Here is an 18,066-nt window from a genome sequence, read left to right on the forward strand (position 1 = left end):
GTCACAACCACAGGTTCAGCAGGCGGGCGCCATGGCTAGGGTTGCCCGCCAGCAGTTCGCCCGATTGATGGGCAAAGCCCTGGCCGTCGCTGGCCTGCTCCCAGAACTGCCCGCGCATGAACACGCTCATGCTGCTGACACCTGCGCCAGCCGCCTGGGTCAGGCGCTGCCAGGCGGTTTGCTCGCTTACCTCGCCACGCTGCAAGGCAAGCTCGGCCGCCGCTTGCTGGTGGCGGTTGCCGCGCCAGGGCGCCTGCCAGCTACCTTTGCCGCTGAGGAACACCGGGTTGGCGATCAGTTGGACCGACTGTTGCTCCAGTTGCTGGTGGTTTTCCGGGTACCAGCTGTCACTGCCGATCAGTACACCGAGGCGCCCGGCGGGGGTTTGCAGGACCTGCAGCGGGTGCTGGCGGCCATCATGGATGTAGCGGCGCATTTCGCTGTCTGGGTACTGCTGGCGCTGGGGCTGGCCCAGCAGCGAGCCGTCGCCGGCAAACACCACGCTGCTGTTGTACAGCGGGCCACTGCCGGCGTGCAGCACGCCCTGTTTGACATAAGGGGCAGGGAGCACGATAGAGCCAGCCACCAGGGTTACCCCAAACTCCTTGGCCAGGCCACCGAACAGCTGCTGATAGTCGGCGGCCATCTGCTCGGCCTTCATGCGCAAGTGCGCGTCGGTGCGCCAGTCGTCGGCGTTGGCGCGCAGCATCGCCAGGCCATAGCGCAGCGGGTTGCTCAGCTCCAGCCATTGCAAGGCCTCGCGGCTCTGCGTGACCTGGTACAGCTCGTTCTTTTCGCCGCGCGCCCACAGCCAGGTGCCGATGTGCTCCGGCAACACCACCACCGTGCGTGGGCCAACCAGCCCCTGCATTCGGGCCTGCTGCAGATAGGCCGAGAGCTTGCGGTGCAGGCGCTGCAGGTTCTGGTAGTCACTTGGGTAAAGCAGCGGCTCGACGCCCAGCAGGTTGCCGTGTTCGCCCGGCACGCCATGGTTGAGCGCGAGCTCGATGCGCAGGTCGGACAGGTAATGGCCTTCCGGGCGCTGCTGGGTCCAGAAGCCGTAGCCGCACACGGCGGCGATCATCACCAGCGCCAGGGCGCTTGCCAGGAGTTTTCGCATGAAGCGGTACTGCGCCTTGGAAGTCAGAGTTGTCTAGGGTAGCCGTGCTGTGAGGGAGGATCAATAAGTTGTCAGTTTCGATCATTGAGCCTGTTCAAACGCCTGTTTAATGTCATCGGCAGATAAACGACGGGCCCGCCGGCTGGCGAGGTACCCGCATTCCGTGATCACGCCACATGGGGACCTTCCATGGCTGCCGACCTTTATCCGCACCTGCTCGCACCGCTCGACCTCGGCTTCACCACCTTGCGCAATCGCACCCTGATGGGCTCGATGCACACCGGCCTTGAAGAGCGGCCCGGTGGTTTCGAGCGCATGGCGGCCTATTTTGCCGAGCGCGCCCGGGGTGGCGTCGGCCTGATGGTCACCGGCGGCATCGCGCCTAATGATGAAGGTGGGGTCTATTCTGGCGCCGCCAAGCTCAGCACCGAAGAAGAAGCCGACAAGCACCGCATCGTGACTGACGCGGTACACGCCGCGGGCGGCAAGATCTGCCTGCAGATCCTGCATGCCGGGCGCTACGCCTACAGCCCGCGCCAGGTCGCGCCGAGTGCGATCCAGGCGCCAATCAACCCGTTCAAGCCCAAGGAGCTGGACGAAGCGGGCATCGAGAAGCAGATCGCCGACTTCGTCAATTGCGCCGTACTGGCCCAGCGTGCGGGCTACGATGGCGTCGAGGTAATGGGTTCGGAAGGCTATTTCATCAACCAGTTCCTCGCTGCCCACACCAACCACCGCACCGACCGCTGGGGTGGCAGCTACGCCAACCGCATGCGCTTGGCCGTGGAAATCGTCAGCCGCGTACGTGAGGCCGTGGGCCCGAACTTCATCATCATCTTCCGCCTGTCGATGCTCGATCTGGTCGAGGGTGGCAGCACCTGGGATGAAATCGAGCTGTTGGCCAAAGCCATCGAGCAGGCCGGTGCGACCCTGATCAACACCGGCATCGGTTGGCACGAGGCGCGCATCCCGACCATCGCCACCAAGGTGCCGCGTGCGGCGTTCAGCAAGGTCACCGCCAAGCTGCGGGGGGCGGTGAACATTCCGCTGATCACCACCAACCGTATTAACACCCCGGAAGTGGCCGAGGCGGTGCTCGCCGAAGGCGACGCCGACATGGTCTCCATGGCGAGGCCGTTCCTGGCCGACCCGGACTTCGTCAACAAAGCCGCCGCCGGGCACGCTGATCAAATCAACACCTGCATCGGCTGCAACCAGGCCTGCCTGGACCACACCTTTGGCGGCAAGCTGACCAGTTGTCTGGTCAACCCACGCGCCTGCCACGAGACTGAGCTCAACTACCTGCCTGTGCGCGCGGTGAAGCGTATTGCCGTGGTCGGTGCAGGCCCAGCCGGCCTGGCGGCCGCCACTGTGGCCGCTGAGCGTGGCCACCAGGTGACGCTGTTCGATGCCGCTGGCGAGATCGGTGGGCAGTTCAACGTGGCCAAGCGGGTGCCGGGCAAGGAAGAGTTCTTCGAGACCCTGCGCTACTTTGCCAACAAGCTCAGCAGCACAGGCGTGGACGTGCGCCTGAACACCCGCGTCGATGTACAGGCGCTGGTGGACGGCGGCTTCGACGAGGTCATCCTGGCCACCGGTATCGCGCCACGCACCCCAGCGATCCCGGGGGTGGAGCACGCCAAGGTGCTCAGCTACCTGGATGTGCTGCTCGAACGCAAGCCGGTCGGCGCGGCCGTCGCGGTGATTGGGGCCGGCGGTATCGGTTTCGATGTGTCCGAATACTTGGTGCATCAGGGTGTGGCCAGCAGCCAGGACCGTGACGCGTTCTGGAAAGAGTGGGGCATCGACACCCAGCTTGAGGCCCGCGGTGGCGTGGCCGGAATCAAGGCCGCGCCGCACGCGCCGGCACGCCAGGTGTTCCTGCTGCAGCGCAAGGCGTCCAAGGTAGGTGACGGTCTGGGCAAGACCACCGGCTGGATCCATCGCGCGGGGCTGAAGAACAAACAGGTGCAGATGCTCAATGGCGTTGAATACCTGAATATCGACGACGCCGGTTTGCACATTCGTGTCGGCGGCGGTGAGCCGCAACTGCTGGCAGTGGACAACGTGGTGATCTGCGCCGGGCAAGAGCCGCTGCGTGAGTTGTACGACGGGCTGGTGACCGCAGGGCAGTCGGTGCATTTGATCGGCGGCGCGGACGTGGCAGCGGAGCTGGATGCCAAGCGGGCGATCAACCAAGGCTCGCGCCTGGCTGCCGAGCTTTGATAGGGCCGGGGGCTGCTTTGCGGCCCCCCGCTGTTTCACTGATAGACTGATGAATCCGCCTCAGGCCCCGATCCATGTCCATCGATTTCTTGAACCTCCCCCAGGCCCCTCTGCACCCCCTGACCCTGCCTTGGCTACAAAGCGCCAACGTCGAAGCTGCCATCTTGCGCCTGGACCTGATCGACCCCCTGATCAGCGGCAACAAGTGGTTCAAGCTGCGCCACCACCTTGCACAAGCCCATGAAGCAGGCGCCCCCGGCCTGATCAGCCTGGGCGGTAGCCACTCCAACCACTTGCACGCCCTGGCCGCCGCCGGCAAACGGTTTGGCTTCGCCACCGCCGGCTTGCTGCGTGGCCATGCCCAGGACACCCCGACGGTGCGTGATCTGCAGACGCTGGGCATGCACGTGCACTGGCTGGGCTATGGTGGCTACCGTGCGCGCCATGAAGCGGGGTTCTGGCAACCCTGGCAGGCACGTTACCCCGGCTGGCACTGCATCCCCGAAGGCGGTGGCGGCATGGCGGGCGCGCAAGGCTGCGGGTTGATCGTCGCGCAGGCGCGTACACAGCTGGCCGGCATCGGTTGGGACGATTACAGCGCCTGGTGGCTGGCCGTGGGTACCGGTACCACGCTGGCTGGCCTGGTGCTGGAAGAGGCCGGCGCGCATGACGTGCACGGCGCGCTGGCGGTGCCAGGCGATCATGGCGTGGCGGAGAATGTGAGCCAACTGGTAGGCGACAGTGGTTATAGGCTGCACGATGCCTGCCGGGGCGGCTTTGCCCGGGTCGACGACGAACTGCTGGGGTTCATCGACGCCTGCGAGCGCAGCACCGGCGTGCCGCTCGAAGCGCTCTACACCGGTAAGGCCTTGCTGGCGCTGCGTGAGCAGGTCGAGGCCGGCGTATTCCCGCCCGGCACCCGCCTGATCGTGCTGCACACCGGTGGCCTGCAAGGCCGACGCGGTTACTTGTAGGGCAGCATGCGCAGCAGCGTGTTGTCGCGTTGCACGTAGTGGTGATACAGCCCGGCCAGCGCATGCAGGCCGATCAGCCAGTAACCCCAGCTGCCGACGCGCTCATGCCAGCCTTTGATGAACTTGGCTTGGTCCGGGTCTGCGCCGATCAGGTGGGGCAGCTCGAGGCCATAGAAGGGTACCGGCTTGTCGGCGGCGCTGAGAATCAGCCAGCCGGCCAGGGGCAGGCCGATCATCAACAGGTACAGTGCCAGGTGCATCAGGTGGGCAAGGCCGGTCTGCCATGCAGGGGGCTTGGGCAGAATGGGCGGGGTGGGGCGGCTCAGGCGTACCGCCAGGCGCAGCCAGACCAGCACGAACACCGTCAGGCCCAGCATGAAGTGCAGGTCCTTCATTAGGTTGCGCTCAGCGCTGTCCTTGGGGAACAGGCCGCGAAACTCGATGCAGGCGTAGACGGCGGCCAGCAGCACCAGCATCAGCCAGTGCAGGGCGATGGACAGGCGCGCGTAATGAGGCGTCGGGGTGAGTGAAACCATGCTTGATCCTCGTCATCAGGTTTAAGGTGGCGCTCTTGCTGGCGCTCACGGGTAACTGTAACTGCTGATTTGAGGGGATGCTTTGCGCTGGGTCGGTGAAAGGTGTTTGGCCGGTGGGGCAGGGCTTGAGGTTTTTAGCGCCTATGAGATCGAGCGCCGCCAGCGCGGCGCTCGATCTTCTGGGCGCCACAAACCTCAAGCCCTGCGCACAAACCCACCTACTCGCTCAGCGCCGGCCAGCCATCGGCCACCAAAAATACCCGCTCTACTTCATGCCAGGCCCCATCGGCCTGCATGTGCAACCTGACCAGCATCTGCGCCGGCGCCTGCTCATCCAACCCCGCCAGCCAAGCCTCGAACTGCTGCACTGTCCAGCACGCCTCGGCCGTGACCCGCGCTGGCGCCAACCAGGCATTGCGCGGCAGGGGCTGCCAACGTTCAGCTGTGGCCCTTGGCCAATCCCGCCGGCGTAACCAACGCCCGCGCAGATGCAGCGGGTTGGCCCCCTCAGGCGGTTCTGCATGCCCAGGCCATGGGTAGAACAGATAACCCGCAAGCCACAGATGCGCTTGCACCTGCTGCACGCCAAGCCCGGCCAGCGCCACACGGCTGTGCGCACCACTAGACATGGGCAACTGATGCCCGGCCAGGTGCGCCAGCTTGCTGCCCAATCGGTCGTAACACCCCGGCCCGAGCCACTGCGCGGGGTCGCGGCCACCGCTGTGGTCCGGCCCCAGGTAAAGCTTGATCGCCAGCTCCAGGTGGTGGGTGCCTTCAGCGTCGCGCAGCAAGATATCCAGCTCGCCCAGCGTGCGCCCACCTTCGCGGATCGCCAGGTTGGCCGCCAGCAGCTCGATACCCGGCGCCTGGCCCAGGGCGAACTGCCACAGGCTTTCGTAGTAAAGCCCCAGGCGCCGGCTGGTCAGCCTCGCCAGCCCGTCACGCAGCGGCTGGTCATCGGCATCCAAGGCCAACAACCAGGCTTTCAGGCGCTGCGGCTCATCGGCCCAGGCACTGCCTGCCAGCGGGTGGCGCTGGGGGCAGGGCGGGGCGCTGAGCAGCGGTGGGGACAGCAGTGTCCAGGCCAGGTCGCGAACGGCAGGGCGGCGCAACTGGCGGGGCAAGTCGTGGAGTTCGGCGAAGGGCATCATCCAGCGAGCATAGCCGGTTTGCCGCTGCCCGGTCGTTTCGCCCATAATCGGCGCATAGTCACCCGCCGCAGAGCCTCGCAGGAGCCCCATGGAGCAATTTCGCAATATCGGTATCATCGGACGCCTTGGCAGCTCACAGGTGCTCGACACCATTCGCCGACTGAAAAAATTCCTCATCGAGCGCCACCTGCATGTGATCCTCGAGGACACCATCGCCGAAGTGCTGCCCGGCCACGGCCTGCAGACGTCCACGCGCAAGCTGCTGGGCGAGGTCTGCGACCTGGTCATCGTCGTTGGTGGTGATGGCAGCCTGCTCGGCGCCGCCCGCGCCTTGGCCCGGCACAACATTCCGGTGCTGGGCATCAACCGCGGCAACCTGGGCTTTCTTACCGATATCCGCCCCGACGAGTTGGAAGAAAAGGTCGCCGAAGTGCTCGACGGTCACTACCTGGTAGAAAACCGCTTCCTGTTGCAGGCCGAAGTGCGCCGGCACCACGAGGCCATCGGCCAAGGCGATGCGCTCAACGATGTGGTCCTGCACCCCGGCAAATCGACGCGGATGATCGAGTTCGAGATCTACATCGATGGCCAGTTCGTCTGCAGCCAGAAGGCCGACGGCCTGATCGTCGCCACCCCGACCGGCTCGACCGCCTATGCGTTGTCGGCGGGCGGCCCGATCATGCACCCCAAGCTCGACGCCATCGTCATCGTGCCGATGTACCCGCATACCCTGTCGGGCCGGCCGATCGTGGTGGACGGCAACAGCGAACTGAAGATCGTCGTGGCCAAGGACCTGCAGATCTATCCGCAGGTCTCCTGTGACGGCCAGAACCACTTCACCTGCGCCCCCGGCGACACCATCACGGTGAGCAAGAAGCCGCAGAAACTGCGCCTGATCCATCCGCTGGACCACAATTACTACGAAGTCTGCCGTACCAAACTCGGCTGGGGCAGCCGCCTTGGCAGCAGGGACGACTGATGCTCGATCCGGCGCGAAGTTTCGACATCATCGGTGACGTGCATGGTTGTGCGCTGACCCTTGAACGCCTGCTCGACGCCTTGGGTTACAAGCGTGTGGCGGGCGTCTGGCGCCACCCACGGCGCCAGGCACTGTTCCTCGGTGACATCGTCGACCGTGGGCCGCGTATCCGCGAGGCCTTGCACATCGTGCACGACATGGTCGAGGCCGGTCAGGCGTTCTGCATCATGGGCAACCATGAGTACAACGCCCTGGGCTGGGTTACCCCGGCCCTGCCCGGCAGCGGCAAGGCCCATGTGCGCGAGCACACGCCACGCCACGCCCGGCTGATCGACGAGACCCTGACCCAGTTCGCCCACCACCCCGGCGACTGGCATGACTTCGTCAACTGGTTCTATGAATTGCCGCTGTTCGTCGACGCCGGGCGCTTCCGCCTGGTGCACGCCTGCTGGGACCCCCGGTTGATCGAGCCGCTACGCCAGCAATACCCGAATGGGCGCATCGACCAACACTTCATCCAGGCCTCGGCCGTGCCCGGCAGTTTCGCCGCCACGGTGTGCAATCGCCTGCTGCGGGGCACCGACATGCGCCTGCCGGACGGGCTGACCCTGACCGGTGGCGATGGCCTGACCCGCGCCTTCTTCCGCACCAAATTCTGGGAAGAAGACCCGCAAACCTATGGCGACATCGTGTTCCAGCCCGATGCCCTGCCCGAGGCAGTCGCCAGCACGCCGCTCAGCCATACCCAGAAGAACGCCTTGCTGCGCTACGCCGAGGACGAACCCTTGCTGTTCGTCGGCCATTACTGGCGCAGCGGCCGCCCGGCGCCGATACGCGACAACCTGGCCTGCCTGGACTACAGCGCCGTGCTCTATGGCAAGCTGGCAGCCTATCGGCTGGATGATGAAACCCGTATCGACCCGCACAAGTTCGTCTGGGTCGACGTCGATCGCCCACAGGCCAATCAATGAACATAATCGAAGTGATGCGCCTGCCGCTGTCGGTCGACCTCAGCGGCTTCGTCCATCTGCTGCAGCGCTTGCAGGTGCCGCACCGGGTCAGCGAAGAAGGCGATGCCCAGGTGCTCTGGGCGCCCGATACCCTGGCCGAAGACGTGCTGCAACTCTACCAGCGCTTCCCGGACGGCAACGCCGACCTTGAGCTTGCCCAGGCGCCAATGGCAGCGGGTTCAACCGCGACTGCCGCCACCCAGCCCTCCCTGAAGGACCAGGCAAAAGCCTGCAAGGTCACCACCGTGATCCTGCTGCTGTGCTTCATCGTCGCGGGCCTCACCAGCCTTGGCGAAAACTTCTCGACCATCGGTTGGTTCACCTTCCTCGATTTCCGCGTACAAGGCGACTACCTGTACTTCACCCCACTGGCCCAAGGCCTCGCCGAGGGCCAATGGTGGCGCCTGGTGTCACCGATGCTGCTGCACTTCGGCGTGCTGCACCTGGCCATGAACAGCCTGTGGTACTGGGAGCTGGGCAAGCGCATCGAACTGCGCCAGGGTCCGTGGCTGTTGCTGGGCCTGACCCTGTTGTTCAGCCTGGTGTCCAACCTGGCCCAGCACTACACCAGCGGCCCGAGCCTGTTCGGCGGCCTGTCTGGCGTGCTCTACGGCTTGCTTGGGCATATCTGGCTGTACCAGTGGCTGGCGCCCAACCCGCACTTCAACCTGCCCAAGGGCGTGCTGGTGATGATGCTCATCTGGCTGGTGGTGTGCCTGACCGGGGTGGTCGGCCAGCTCGGCTTTGGCCAGATCGCCAATGCCGCCCACGTCGGCGGGTTGCTCATCGGATGCCTGACAGGGCTCTTGGGTGGCGGGATGGCCCGGCGTAAACTGTCGGCTTGAATTAGGAGACGCTATGTCCACTTTCGCGCAAATGATCGAAAACATTACCCCCGAAATCTACGAGAGCCTGAAAACGGCCGTGGAGATCGGTAAATGGTCCGATGGCCGCAAGCTCACTGTCGAACAGAAAGAGCTGTCGTTGCAGGCCGTGATCGCCTGGGAGATGCAAAACCTCCCCGAAGATCAGCGCACCGGTTACATGGGCCCGCAGGAATGCGCGTCGAAGTCGGCGCCGATCGCTAACATTCTGTTCAAGTCGGACTCGGTACATTGATCGAACTCGCTCGTGGCTCTTTGAGCAAGATGGCGGTGCGCCTGGAAGCACCGGTCGTGCAATACAGCTTTCGCCTGGGTGAGGAGCAGGTACCGGTCAACCCGTTGATCGGCCAGCGCCTGCGCCTGGAGTACCTCGGCGCCATTCATTGCAGCCATTGCGGCAAGCGCACCAAGACCAGCTTCAGCCAGGGTTACTGCTACCCGTGCATGACCAAGCTGGCCCAGTGCGACATTTGCATCATGGCCCCGGAACGCTGCCACTACGACGCCGGCACCTGCCGCGAGCCGTCCTGGGGCGAGCAGTTCTGCATGACCGACCACGTGGTCTACCTGGCCAACTCGTCGGGGGTCAAGGTCGGCATCACCCGCGCCACCCAACTGCCCACCCGCTGGCTCGACCAGGGTGCCAGCCAGGCCCTGCCGATCATGCGCGTGGCCACCCGCCAGCAATCAGGTCTGGTCGAAGACGTGCTGCGCAGCCAGGTACCCGACCGCACCAACTGGCGTGCACTGCTCAAGGGCGACGCCGAAGTGCTGGACCTGGTCGCCATCCGCGAACAGATCTTCGATGCCTGCGCCGACGGCCTGCGCGAGCTGCAGGCACGCTTTGGCCTGCAGGCGCTGCAGCTGCTGCCGGATGCCGAGGTGGTGCAGATGCGTTACCCGGTCGAGGCCTACCCGACGAAGATCGTCAGCTTCAACCTGGACAAGAACCCGGTGGTGGAAGGCACGCTGCTGGGCATCAAGGGCCAGTACCTGATTTTCGACACCGGCGTGATCAACATTCGCAAGTACACGGCCTACCAGTTGGCCGTGCTCCAGTAAAAAGGACCTGCACATGCGTACCGAACAACCGCAAGTGATCTACCTCAAGGACTACCAGGCGCCCGAGTACCTGATCGACGAGACGCACCTGACCTTCGAGCTGTTCGAGGACCACACCCTGGTCCATGCGCAACTGGTCATGCGCCGCAACCCGGCACGCGGTGCCGGCCTGCCGCCACTGGTGCTCGACGGCCAGCAGCTCGAACTGCTGCGCGCCTCGCTGGACGATCAGGAGTTGCAGCCAAGCGACTACCAGCTTGAAGCCGACAGCCTGACGGTCCACCCCAAGGCCGAGCGCTTCACCCTCGACACCAGCGTGAAGATCCACCCCGAGAGCAACACCGCGCTGGAAGGCCTTTACAAGTCCGGCAAGATGTTCTGCACCCAGTGCGAGGCCGAGGGTTTCCGCAAGATCACCTATTACCTCGACCGCCCGGATGTGATGAGCACCTTCACCACCACGGTGATCGCCGAGCAGCATCGCTACCCGGTGCTGCTGTCCAACGGCAACCCGATCGGCAGCGGGCCGGCTGAAGAGGGCCGGCACTGGGCGACCTGGGAAGACCCGTTCATGAAACCGGCCTACCTGTTCGCCCTGGTGGCCGGTGACCTGTGGTGCGTCGAGGACAGCTTCACGCGCCAGTCGGGCCGCGACGTGACCCTGCGTATCTACGTCGAACCCGAGAACATCGACAAGTGCGACCACGCCATGGTCAGCCTGAAGAAGTCCATGCGCTGGGACGAGGAAGTCTACGGTCGTGAGTATGACCTGGACATCTTCATGATCGTCGCGGTCAATGACTTCAACATGGGCGCCATGGAAAACAAGGGCCTGAACATCTTCAACTCGAGCTGCGTGCTGGCCCGCGCCGAAACCGCCACCGACGCCGCCCACCAGCGGGTCGAAGGCGTGGTCGCCCACGAGTACTTCCACAACTGGTCGGGCAACCGCGTAACTTGCCGCGACTGGTTCCAACTGTCGCTCAAGGAAGGCTTCACGGTGTTCCGCGACGCCGAGTTCAGCGCCGACATGAACTCGCGCACGGTCAAGCGCATCGAGGACGTCGCCTACCTGCGTACCCACCAGTTCGCGGAAGATGCCGGCCCAATGGCCCACCCGGTACGCCCGGACAGTTTCATCGAAATCTCCAACTTCTACACCCTGACCGTGTACGAGAAGGGTGCCGAAGTGGTGCGCATGGTCCGCACCCTGCTGGGCGCCGAGGGCTTCCGCAAGGGCAGCGACCTGTACTTCGAACGCCACGATGGCCAGGCGGTGACCACCGACGACTTCATCAAGGCCATGGAAGATGCCAACGGCGTCGACCTGACACAGTTCAAGCGCTGGTACAGCCAGGCCGGCACGCCGCGCCTTGAGGTGAGCGAAGCCTATGACGCGGGTGCCCAGACCTACAGCCTGACGTTCCGCCAGAGCTGCCCGCAGACGCCGGACAAGGCCGACAAGTTGCCGTTTGTGATCCCGGTCGAACTGGGCCTGCTGGATGCCGAAGGCAACGACCTGCCACTGCGCCTGGCCGGCGAAGCCGCCGCTGCCGGCAGCAGCCGCGTGCTGTCGGTGACCGAGGCCGAGCAGACCTTCACCTTCGAAGGCATCACGGCCAAGCCGCTGCCCTCGCTGCTGCGTGGTTTCAGCGCGCCGGTGAAGCTGAGCTTCCCGTATGACCGCGACCAGCTGATGTTCCTCATGCAGCATGACAGCGACGGCTTCAACCGCTGGGAAGCGGGCCAGCAACTGTCGGTGCAGGTGCTGCAGGAGCTGATTGGCCAGCATCAGCGCGGCGAAGCGCTGAAGCTCGACCAGCGCCTGATCACTGCGCTTGGCACCGTGCTGGGCAACACGTCGCTGGACGCTGCCATGGTCGCCGAGATGCTGTCGCTGCCGGGCGAGGCCTACCTCACCGAGATCAGCCAGGTGGCCGACGTCGATGCCATCCACGCCGCCCGCGAGTTCGCTCGCCAGCAGATCGCCGAGCAGTTGTTCGATGGCCTGTGGGCGCGCTATCAGGCGCACCGCGAGGCCTCGCGCAGCACGGCCTACGTCGCTTCGGCCGAGCACTTCGCCCGCCGCAGCCTGCAGAACATCGCCCTGTCGTACCTGATGCTGAGCGGCAAGCCGCAGGTGCTGGAAGCGACCCTGGAGCAGTTCGACCAGTGCGACAACATGACCGAACGCCTGACGGCCCTGGCGGTACTGGTCAACTCGCCGTTCGAGGCTGAGCGGGCCAAGGCGCTGGCAACCTTCGCCGAGCACTTCAAGGACAACCCGCTGGTCATGGACCAGTGGTTCAGCGTGCAGGCCGCCAGCTCACTGCCGGGCGGGCTGGCGCGGGTCAAGGCACTGATGCAGCACCCGGCGTTCACCCTGAAAAACCCGAACAAGGTGCGCGCGCTGGTTGGTGCCTTTGCCGGGCAGAACCTGGTCAACTTCCATGCGGCGGATGGCTCGGGCTATCGCTTCCTGGCAGACCTGGTGATCGAGCTGAATGCGCTGAACCCGCAGATTGCTTCGCGTCAACTGGCACCGCTGACCCGCTGGCGCAAGTATGACGCTGCGCGTCAGGCGTTGATGAAGGGCGAACTGGAGCGGATCCTCGCTTCTGGGGCGCTGTCCAGTGATGTGTATGAAGTGGTGAGCAAGAGCCTGGCTTGATTGCCAGTGGGGCCGCAAAGCGGCCCCAGCCTTTTATGTGCTTAACAAAACATAACGTCCCGCTCGTTGTATCCGCGCAACGTTCCCCGCTACGATCCCCCCAAGCTATTGCAGGCCTCTACCACAGGCTTTTCGCAGTACCTGCAAGGCATTGACCCACTAAGAAGAACACAACAGGGGACAGTCATGAGGGAGCAGCTGATGGCGCAGCCCAGGCGTGGTGCCTGGCCGCTGGCCGCCGGTGCGATGCTGGCGCTGGCATTGGGAATGTGGACGGGCAGCGTCGAAGCCGCTGCCGCCGACGAATACTCGACCGAATCGGCCAAGGCCAGCCAGAGCCTGCTGATCGACGCCGCCCACGCCGGCAAGCGCCTGGTAGTGGTGGGCGATCGCGGTCATATCCTGTTCTCCGACGACCAGGGCAAGACCTGGACCCAGGCGCGGGTGCCCACCCGGCAACTGCTCACCGCCGTGTTTTTTCTCGACGACAAGCGTGGCTGGGCAGTCGGCCATGATGCGCAGATCCTCGCCAGCACCGACGGCGGCGCGACCTGGAGCAAGCAGTTCGAAGACCTTACCCGTGAAGCCCCGTTGCTCGATGTCACCTTCCTCGACGCCCAGCACGGGTTTGCCGTAGGTGCCTATGGCGCCTTGCTGGAAACCCGCGACGGCGGCCAGCACTGGCAGGACGTCGCCGAGCGGCTGGACAACCCCGACCAGTTTCACCTCAACGGCATCGCCGTGATCAAGGGTGCCGGCCTATTCATTGTCGGCGAGCAGGGCAGCATGTTCCGCTCCAGCGACAACGGCCAGGCCTGGGCCAAGGTCGACGGCCCTTACGAGGGCTCGTTGTTCGGTGTGATCGGCACCGCCCAGCCGCAGACCCTGCTGGCCTACGGCCTGCGCGGCAACCTGTTCCGTTCAACGGACTTCGGTGACAGCTGGCAGCCGATCGCGCTCAAGGCCGCGCGCGGCGCCCTCGAATTCGGCCTGGCAAGCGCTACGCTTGTCGAGGATGGCAGCGTGGTGCTGGTCGGTAACGGCGGCAGTGTGTTGCGCAGCCATGACGACGGGCAAACTTTCAGCGTCTACAACCGCGCCGACCGCATCGCCCTGGCCGGCGTCACTGGCCTGTCCACGGGCGGCTTGCTGCTGGTGGGGCAGGGTGGTGTGCACCTGGCCACCGCCGAAGGTGCCGACCAGGCTGCCGAGGAGCCGCGCCCATGACCAGCAGGGAGAGCATCACCATGCACCCGCATCATCAGGACAAGGCCACGCTGCTCGAACGCCTGATCTTCAATAATCGCCCCGTGGTCATCGCCCTGTGCGTGTTGGTCAGCATTTTCCTGTTCTGGCAGGCCACGCAGATTCGCCCCTCGACCAGCTTCGAAAAAATGATCCCGCTCGAACACCCGTTCATCGAGCAGATGATGGAGCACCGCAACGACCTGGCCAACCTCGGCAATACCGTGCGTATTTCCGTGGAGGCGGTCAACGGCGACATCTTCGACAAGGACTACATGGAGACCCTGCGCCAGATCCATGACGAGGTGTTCTACATCCCCGGTGTCGACCGCGCCGGGCTGAAGTCGCTGTGGAGCCCCAGCGTGCGCTGGACCGAAGTGACCGAAGAAGGCTTCTCGGGTGGCGAGGTGATCCCCAATACCTACAACGGCTCGGCCGAAAGCCTCGACGCGTTGCGCGACAACGTGCTCAAGTCCGGCCAGGTCGGGCGCCTGGTGGGTAACAACTTCAAGTCCACTATCGTTGACGTGCCGCTGCTGGAGAGCTACCCCGACCCGCAGGACCAGGGCAAGCAGGTCAAACTCGACTACCAGCAGTTCTCGCATCAGCTGGAAGAAAAGATCCGCGACAAGTTCCAGGCACAGAACCCCAACGTGAAGATCCATATCGTCGGCTTCGCCAAGAAGATCGGCGACCTGATCGACGGCCTGGTGATGGTGGTGATGTTCTTCGGTGTGGCCCTGGCCATCACCTGTGTGCTGCTGTACTGGTTTACTTGGTGCATCCGCAGCACCATCGCCGTGCTCATCACCACCCTGGTGGCGGTGGTCTGGCAACTGGGGTTGATGCATGCGGTGGGCTTCGGCCTGGATCCGTATTCGATGCTGGTGCCCTTCCTGATCTTCGCCATCGGCATTTCCCATGGGGTGCAGAAGATCAACGGCATCGCCCTGCAGTCCAGCGACGCCGACAACGCCCTGACTGCGGCCCGGCGCACCTTCCGCCAGCTGTTCCTGCCCGGGATGATCGCCATCCTCGCCGATGCCGTGGGCTTCATCACCTTGCTGATCATCGACATCGGGGTCATCCGCGAGCTGGCCATCGGCGCTTCGATCGGTGTCGCGGTCATCGTCTTTACCAACCTGATCCTGCTGCCGGTGGCGATCTCCTATGTGGGCATCAGCAACAAGGCCGTCGAGCGCAGCAAGAAGGATGCGACCCGTGAACACCCGTTCTGGCGCCTGCTGGCCAACTTCGCCAGTGCCAAGGTGGCGCCGGTGTCGATTGGCCTGGCCTTGGTGATGTTCGCCGGTGGCCTGTGGTACAGCCAGAACCTGAAGATCGGCGACCTCGACCAGGGCGCTCCGGAACTGCGCCCGGACTCACGCTACAACCAGGACAACAACTTCATCATCAGCAACTATTCGACCAGCTCGGACGTGCTGGTGATCATGGTCAAGACGCCGTCGGAAAGCTGCTCGATCCACTCGACAATGGCGCCGATCGACGAGCTGATGTGGACCATGGAGAACACCCCGGGCGTGCAGTCGGCGATCTCGCTGGTGACCGTGTCCAAGCAGGTGATCAAGGGCATGAACGAGGGCAGCCTGAAATGGGAGACCCTGTCGCGCAACCCGGACGTTCTCAACAACTCCATCGCCCGCGCCGACGGCCTGTACAACGCCGACTGCTCGCTGGCGCCGGTGCTGGTGTTCCTCAACGACCACAAGGCCGAGACCCTGGAACGGGTTACCGCCGCCGCCAAGGCCTTTGCCGACAGCCACAACAAGGAAGGCCTGCAGTTTTTGCTGGCAGCCGGCAACGCCGGGATCGAGGCGGCCACCAACGAGGTCATCAAGTCGGCCGAACTGACCATTCTGGTGCTGGTGTACATCTGCGTGGCGGTGATGTGCCTGATCACCTTCCGCTCGTTCGCCGCGACCTTGTGCATCGTCCTGCCGCTGGTGCTGACATCGGTGCTGGGTAATGCACTGATGGCCTACATGGGCATTGGCGTGAAGGTCGCCACCTTGCCGGTAGTGGCCTTGGGCGTGGGCATTGGCGTGGACTACGGCATCTACATCTACAGCCGCCTGGAAAGCTTCCTGCGCGCAGGCCTGCCGTTGCAGGAGGCCTACTACGAAACCCTGCGTTCGACTGGCAAGGCCGTGTTGTTCACGGGGTTGTGCCTGGCCATTGGCGTGTGCACCTGGATCTTCTCGGCGATCAAGTTCCAGGCCGACATGGGCCTGATGCTGACCTTCATGCTGCTGTGGAACATGTTCGGTGCGCTGTGGCTGCTGCCGGCGCTGGCGCGGTTCCTGATCAAGCCCGAGAAGATGGTGGGCAAGGAGGGTGGGTCGATTTTCGCCCACTGATTGCTGTATCTGGGGGCCGCATTGCGGCCCCAGGGTTATAATGCCGGCACTTCTCTAACTGGTATCCCCATGTCCCCCCTTGCCACCGCCCTCGCAGCCTGCGACATGCTGCTGATCGACGGCCTACACGCCTTCGACTTCACCGCCAACGAAACCGGCCTCACCGTCGAATGCATGGACGGCCGCCAGCTGCGCCGCTGGGCCTTCACCGCCGAACAGGTCGCCGCCGCCATCGCCACGGGTGACGAGTGGCAGCTCAGCGATGCCCAGGGCGAGCATCGTCTAGTCTGTATGAGTGCCTTTCGTGCCCCGGATGAAGACGACGATGAAGCGAATCTGGACGAGCCTGCTGACCGCTAGCCTGATGACCCTGACCCTCAATGCCCAGGCTGCCACACTGCTGGTGGGCAGCTACACCGATGGCGCCAGCCAAGGTATCTACCGCTACCGGTTCGACAGCACGACAGGCCATATCGACCCCACCCCGCAACAGGTGGTCAAGAGCGTGAGCCCCTCCTGGCTGGTGCTCTCGGCCGACCAGCGGCAACTGTTCGCCGTCAACGAAACCGTTCAGGGCCACGTCAGCAGTTTCAGCGTGAGCAGCAAAGGCGAGATCAAACCCCTCAACCAGGTGGCCAGCCGGGGCGACGAGCCAACCCACGCCAGCCTCAGCCGCGACCAGCGCTACCTGTTCGTTGCCAATTACGCGGTCAAGCCAGACCCCGGTGGCAGCCTGGTGGTGATCCCGGTGGCCAAGGACGGCAAGCTCAAGGCGGTGGTGCAGCAGGCCCGGCACAAACCAAGTGGCGCCAACCCCGAACGCCAGGCCGGCGCCCATGTGCATTCGCTGGTGCTGTCGCCGGATGGGCAGCACCTGTATGCCAGCGACCTGGGCGCCGACAAGGTGTTCATCTATCGCTACGATGGCGCCAGCGCGGACCACCCACTGACCCCGGCGATTCCTGCTTCAGTGGCCTTGCCGCCGGGCAGCGGCCCGCGCCACCTGCTGTTCGACGGCAAGGGGCGACACGCTTACCTGACCCTGGAAATGAGCGCCGAGGTGGTGATGTTCGATGTTCAGGAAGGCAACCTTGTCGAACGCCAGCGCCTGCCCCTGACCGAGCGCCAGGATGCCGCGGCGAAAGCAAGTGGTGGCTTGCACCTGTCGGCGGACGGGCGCTTCCTGTATGTCAGCAATCGGGGCACGGCCAACGAGATCGTGGCGTTCAGCGTAGGTAAGGATGATGGCCAACTGGCGTTCTTGCAGCGCCGTTCGGTCGAAGGTGATCACCCTCGGGAATTTGCCCTGGACCCCAGCGACAACTTCCTGCTCGTGGCCAACCAGAAGAGTAACCAGATTGTGGTCATGCGCCGCGATCCGCGTAGCGGCAAACTGGGGGACACGGTGCAGACGCTGCCACAGAATGCGCCGTCGGACCTGAAATTCATCGAGTGACTATCGATCAGCGTGATAATGGTTACTGCCGCAATGAATTTCTAGCGGCGACCTTGGCGGCGTAAGTTTGACCCAAGGCCCAAACGGGCCAACGTCAAACCACCGCCGTCGAGGTAAGCCCAGATGAACTTCAATCTCTTCCCGGTCATCGCCGCATCCGCCATCTCCGCTTCGGTCGTGCTGCCGGCACAGGCCCATGCCGACACCAGCAGCAAGGCGTCCAGTACCCACAGCTATACCGAGCAGTACCTGCGCCAGAGCGCGCATTTTCATGCAGCCTTGAGTGGCAAGCACGGCCACTGAGCACTACCCGGCTTTTGTGTAATCGATGGACTCGCCCCCGCCGAGGCATCACAGTGCCACGGCGGGGGCGA

Annotated in this window: 16 protein-coding genes; 13 read left to right on the top strand and 3 right to left on the bottom strand. The window is 64.3% G+C overall.

Translation table 11 applies throughout. The features are described from left to right. Position 1: 1 nt before the first annotated feature. Positions 2-1,120, bottom strand: coding sequence for a nitrilase-related carbon-nitrogen hydrolase (locus tag CKW22_RS19720; protein WP_095064847.1), 1,119 nt, complete (start codon positions 1,118-1,120; stop codon positions 2-4). Between the two features lie 189 nt (positions 1,121-1,309). Between CKW22_RS19720 and CKW22_RS19725 the strand changes: the two genes are divergently transcribed. Together CKW22_RS19725 and CKW22_RS19730 are read left to right on the top strand one after the other, a co-directional pair. After that, the gene (locus tag CKW22_RS19725) at positions 1,310-3,346 is read left to right on the top strand and encodes an NADPH-dependent 2,4-dienoyl-CoA reductase (RefSeq protein WP_033700523.1); all 2,037 of its coding nucleotides are present in this window, start codon (positions 1,310-1,312) and stop codon (positions 3,344-3,346) included. A gap of 74 nt (positions 3,347-3,420) precedes the next feature. Further along, complete coding sequence (locus CKW22_RS19730; RefSeq protein ID WP_371856434.1) at positions 3,421-4,320, top strand: 1-aminocyclopropane-1-carboxylate deaminase/D-cysteine desulfhydrase; 900 nt, start codon at positions 3,421-3,423, stop codon at positions 4,318-4,320. Here the strand turns inward: CKW22_RS19730 and CKW22_RS19735 are convergent. Both CKW22_RS19735 and CKW22_RS19740 read right to left on the bottom strand, forming a co-directional pair. Further along, a complete protein-coding gene (locus tag CKW22_RS19735) occupies positions 4,311-4,856 on the bottom strand; it encodes a cytochrome b (protein ID WP_033700521.1) in 546 nt (181 codons plus the stop codon). The genes CKW22_RS19730 and CKW22_RS19735 overlap by 10 nt on opposite strands. A gap of 218 nt (positions 4,857-5,074) precedes the next feature. Then, complete coding sequence (locus CKW22_RS19740) at positions 5,075-6,097, bottom strand: DUF1853 family protein (RefSeq protein WP_033700520.1); 1,023 nt, start codon at positions 6,095-6,097, stop codon at positions 5,075-5,077. On the opposite strand from CKW22_RS19740, the gene CKW22_RS19745 reads away from it, so the two are divergent. The 11 genes from CKW22_RS19745 to CKW22_RS19795 all read left to right on the top strand — a co-directional run bounded on the left by CKW22_RS19745 (position 6,096) and on the right by CKW22_RS19795 (position 17,995). Next, a complete protein-coding gene (locus tag CKW22_RS19745) occupies positions 6,096-6,986 on the top strand; it encodes an NAD(+) kinase (protein ID WP_033700519.1) in 891 nt (296 codons plus the stop codon). The genes CKW22_RS19740 and CKW22_RS19745 overlap by 2 nt on opposite strands. Further along, positions 6,986-7,957, top strand: a complete 972-nt coding sequence (locus CKW22_RS19750; RefSeq protein WP_033700518.1) for a metallophosphoesterase — start codon at positions 6,986-6,988, stop codon at positions 7,955-7,957. Before CKW22_RS19745 ends, CKW22_RS19750 begins: the two co-directional genes overlap by 1 nt. Continuing rightward, on the top strand, positions 7,954-8,841 hold the full coding sequence (locus tag CKW22_RS19755; protein WP_033700517.1) for a rhomboid family intramembrane serine protease: 888 nt from the start codon (positions 7,954-7,956) through the stop codon (positions 8,839-8,841). Before CKW22_RS19750 ends, CKW22_RS19755 begins: the two co-directional genes overlap by 4 nt. 13 nt (positions 8,842-8,854) lie before the next feature. Next, positions 8,855-9,115 (top strand): YeaC family protein, encoded by a 261-nt coding sequence (locus CKW22_RS19760; RefSeq protein WP_033700516.1) that lies wholly within the window; start codon positions 8,855-8,857, stop codon positions 9,113-9,115. Further along, positions 9,112-9,942 (top strand): DUF2797 domain-containing protein, encoded by an 831-nt coding sequence (locus CKW22_RS19765; RefSeq protein ID WP_033700515.1) that lies wholly within the window; start codon positions 9,112-9,114, stop codon positions 9,940-9,942. Before CKW22_RS19760 ends, CKW22_RS19765 begins: the two co-directional genes overlap by 4 nt. Before the next feature lie 13 nt (positions 9,943-9,955). Further along, a complete protein-coding gene (gene pepN, locus CKW22_RS19770) occupies positions 9,956-12,613 on the top strand; it encodes an aminopeptidase N (protein WP_033700514.1) in 2,658 nt (885 codons plus the stop codon). A gap of 186 nt (positions 12,614-12,799) precedes the next feature. Then, complete coding sequence (locus CKW22_RS19775; protein WP_033700513.1) at positions 12,800-13,840, top strand: YCF48-related protein; 1,041 nt, start codon at positions 12,800-12,802, stop codon at positions 13,838-13,840. Positions 13,841-13,860: 20 nt separating this feature from the next. After that, the gene (locus CKW22_RS19780) at positions 13,861-16,236 is read left to right on the top strand and encodes an RND family transporter (protein ID WP_095064914.1); all 2,376 of its coding nucleotides are present in this window, start codon (positions 13,861-13,863) and stop codon (positions 16,234-16,236) included. 69 nt (positions 16,237-16,305) lie between these two features. Continuing rightward, a complete protein-coding gene (locus CKW22_RS19785) occupies positions 16,306-16,596 on the top strand; it encodes a DUF5629 family protein (RefSeq protein ID WP_033700512.1) in 291 nt (96 codons plus the stop codon). Then, positions 16,562-17,692: a lactonase family protein gene (locus CKW22_RS19790; RefSeq protein WP_077068570.1), complete on the top strand. Its 1,131-nt coding sequence runs from the start codon at positions 16,562-16,564 to the stop codon at positions 17,690-17,692. The genes CKW22_RS19785 and CKW22_RS19790 overlap by 35 nt, the downstream gene beginning before the upstream one ends. A 123-nt stretch (positions 17,693-17,815) precedes the next feature. After that, positions 17,816-17,995: a hypothetical protein gene (locus CKW22_RS19795; RefSeq protein ID WP_033700510.1), complete on the top strand. Its 180-nt coding sequence runs from the start codon at positions 17,816-17,818 to the stop codon at positions 17,993-17,995. Positions 17,996-18,066: the final 71 nt, after the last annotated feature.

This window comes from Pseudomonas sp. Irchel s3f19 (genome assembly GCF_900187555.1).
In the GTDB taxonomy this organism is placed as follows: Bacteria; Pseudomonadota; Gammaproteobacteria; order Pseudomonadales; family Pseudomonadaceae; genus Aquipseudomonas; species Aquipseudomonas capeferrum.